3 protein-coding genes are annotated in these 2086 nt (G+C 61.7%); 1 reads left to right on the top strand and 2 read right to left on the bottom strand.

Features of this window, described 5'->3' with window-relative positions; genetic code table 11:
- Both AC5DC2_RS23460 and AC5DC2_RS23455 read right to left on the bottom strand, forming a co-directional pair.
- Window positions 1-795 (bottom strand): FAD-dependent oxidoreductase (locus tag AC5DC2_RS23460; RefSeq protein WP_491700227.1); only part of this gene is annotated, 795 nt, incomplete at its 3' end.
- Between the two features lie 140 nt (window positions 796-935).
- Complete coding sequence (locus AC5DC2_RS23455; protein ID WP_152534581.1) at window positions 936-1322, bottom strand: hypothetical protein; 387 nt, start codon at window positions 1320-1322, stop codon at window positions 936-938.
- Between the two features lie 327 nt (window positions 1323-1649).
- Here AC5DC2_RS23455 and AC5DC2_RS23450 point away from each other — a divergent pair.
- The coding region (locus AC5DC2_RS23450; protein WP_491700226.1) for an aminotransferase class I/II-fold pyridoxal phosphate-dependent enzyme at window positions 1650-2086 on the top strand (437 nt) is incomplete at its 3' end.

The raw sequence follows: 2086 nt of genomic DNA, 5'->3' as shown, positions 1-2086 counted from the left end.
GGCCTGGCGGATCGCCGCGATGAAATCGACGGCGTTCTCGCAAGCCGCCAGATCTTCGCCGGGGATGCCAAGTTCGTTGACGCCGCCGAGGCCGATGCCGAGGAAGACCGCATCATAGTCGCGACGCAGCTCTTCGAGGGTAAAATCGCGCCCGAGCATCTGCCCGCCCCGGATTTCTATCCCGCCGATTTCAAGCAGATAGGTAATTTCCTTCCGGGCAAAGTCATCCACCGTCTTGTAGGTGGCGAGGCCGTATTCGTTGAGGCCGCCGGGTTTCTCCTTGGCTTCAAGCACGATCACGTCATGGCCGGCCATGGCGAGGCGATGGGCGCAGGCAAGGCCCGCAGGCCCGGCGCCGACCACGGCGACGCGCTTTCCGGTCTCGTGAGCGCGGGTGTAGAACTGCCGGTTTTCGGCCATCGCCGTATCGGTGGCGTAGCGCTGGAGAAGGCCGATCTCCACCGGCTTCTCCTCCGCCGTGTTGCGCACGCAGGCTTCCTCGCACAGCGTTTCGGTGGGACAGACCCGGGCGCACATGCCGCCGAAAATGTTCTGGTCGAAGATGGTCTTGGCCGCACCCAGCGGATTGTCGGTCGATATCTGGCGGATGAACAGCGGGATATCGATGGCGGTGGGACAGGCCGTCATGCACGGCGCGTCGTAACAGAAATAGCAGCGGTCGGCCTCGACCGCCGCCTCATGCCGGTCGAGCGGCGGGTGCAGGTCGGCAAAGTTCCTGTGATAGATATCGGGCGCCAGGCGCCCGCCCTTCAAGGCAGGTTCCGGATTTTGCATCGCAATGTTCCCCGTTTTTAAGGTTATTGAGGGAATGCTAGCGCGAAATAAAAATTTTATCAAACGGTAAAAGTTTGCCGCATATGGCCGCCGGAGAGGAGCTCGGCCAATGCGTTCTGCTTGGTTGCTCGAAGCGCCGGTCAGAAGATATCGAGGGCGCCGCGTTTCTTGCGGTCCGCATCCTCGCGCAGGTGATTGACGTTTTCCCGCCACAGAAAGGATGCGCCGGCGACCATGGCGATTGCGATCGCCAGCATTGCGCCGATCAGGAGATCACGGGCAAGCGCATGGCCGATAATGTCGTGATAGGCGCTGCCGGAAGAGCCTGCGAAGGGCAGGTATTCGGAAAAGAACGACGATGCCGGGTCGGCGGCGGCAAGCGGCGCGGCGTCGATGCCGGCGCGGGCGGCGGCCGGAAACGGCGCCATGGCCATCAGCGCAGGCGTGCCCAGCATCGCCAAAGCCAGAAGCCCGCCTTTCCACCTTGCCTGCCGAACCGCCTTCAACATTTGCGTTGTCGTCCACATTGGCCTTCTCCTTCATCCGGTCGTTTGACGCCTGCCACAAGGCCATGGAATTGCGACGGCTTCTGGATCAAAGCTGGTTGAAGCGGACCCATTTTGGGGCGGAATCATGGCGTGGTTAACCGCTGCGGGCTTTGAGGCGCGGCGTGCGGAACCTGGCCTTGCGCTGCCAGCCGGCGTTTCTCGAAGGGCACAACCGGCCCGGAATCGGGCAGGAACCGAGGATAGCGCTTGAAACGGCGGGTAAATTGGGCTTAGACCATGCACTTGGAAAAAATGCCGCGATCCGGCGGCTTTCCAAGGTTCAATCTAGACATCAGGACATTGAAAATGGCCCTTCTTGCTGACGCCCTTTCTCGTGTGAAGCCCTCTGCCACCATCGCCGTGGCGCAGAAAGCACGCGACCTCAAAGCGAAAGGGCGCGATGTCATCAGCCTCGGCGCCGGCGAACCGGACTTCGATACGCCGGACAACATCAAGCAGGCCGCCATTGAGGCGATCAATCGCGGCGAGACGAAGTATACGCCCGTGCCCGGCATCCAGCCGCTGCGCGAGGCCATCGTCGCCAAGTTCAAGCGCGAGAACAATCTTGACTACAAGCCCTCGCAGACCATCGTCGGCACGGGCGGCAAGCAGATCCTGTTCAACGCCTTCATGGCAACGCTGAACCCGGGCGATGAAGTCGTCATTCCGGCCCCTTACTGGGTCTCCTATCCGGAAATGGTGGCGCTTTGCGGCGGCACGCCGGTCTTTGTTTCCGCAACGAA

It is taken from the genome of Martelella sp., from assembly GCF_984369615.1.
This window is presented reverse-complemented; position numbering and strand designations above follow the sequence as displayed.